Here is a 908-nt window from a genome sequence, read left to right on the forward strand (position 1 = left end):
CCCCTCGAGGGGGAGGGAAAGGTCGTGCCTATCCTGTTCTACCGCTCGATGCTGCTGGCCGCCGATGTCGCGCCGATCGACGCACTTTTTGAAGCTCTGCGACAGCGCGGCATCAACCCAGTCCCCATCTTCGTCTCCAGCCTCAAGGACCCGGCATCCCTGGCGTTCGTGGAAACAGCACTCGCCTCACTGAAACCCGCCGCCATCATCACCGCGACCGCTTTCGCGTCCGGTGCCGAACCGGGCAATGAGACCTTGTTCGACCGCGCCGGCGTGCCGGTCTTCCAGGTCATCGTCGCCACCACCCGCCGCGACGTCTGGGAGACCAACCAGCGCGGCCTGGCGCCCGCCGACCTTGCCATGCATGTCGTGCTGCCCGAGCTCGACGGCCGCATCCTGGCTGGCGCCATTTCCTTCAAGGGCGAGAGCGAGATCGATCCAGCACTTGGCCACCGCGCTTTCGCCAACCGGCCGGAACCGGATCGCGTGGCGCAAGTGGCTGACCGCGTCGCGGCCTTCATCCGCCTGCAGGAGACAGCCCGCGCCGAGCGCAAGCTGGCGATCCTGATGCCGGATTATCCCAGCGCCCCCGGCCGCACCGGCTATGCCGTCGGCCTCGACGTGCCGTCCAGCGTGCTGGCGATGCTGCATGACCTGAGGGGACAGGGCTATGATGTTGAGGGGATACCGGAGACGCCGCGGGAACTGCTGGGTATGTTGGAAACGGGCGAGCATGGGCTGGCCTTGCAGGATTACATGGCCTTCTCGAACGAATTGCCGACTGCGGCAATTGTTGCGATCGAAGCCGCTTGGGGGAAGGTGGAAGATGAGACGGGTCTGCGCGAGGCGCCCCCCTCTGTCCTGCCGGACATCTCCCCCTCAAGGGGGGAGATTGCGCTGTCATTACC

Annotated in this window: 1 protein-coding gene; it reads left to right on the plus strand. The window is 65.9% G+C overall.

Going from position 1 to position 908, the window contains the following annotated elements:
- Window positions 1–908 (plus strand): cobaltochelatase subunit CobN (locus EN749_RS36475; RefSeq protein ID WP_189368019.1); only part of this gene is annotated, 908 nt, incomplete at both ends.

This window comes from Mesorhizobium sp. M7A.F.Ca.ET.027.02.1.1 (assembly GCF_004022985.1).
In the GTDB taxonomy this organism is placed as follows: domain Bacteria; phylum Pseudomonadota; class Alphaproteobacteria; order Rhizobiales; family Rhizobiaceae; genus Mesorhizobium.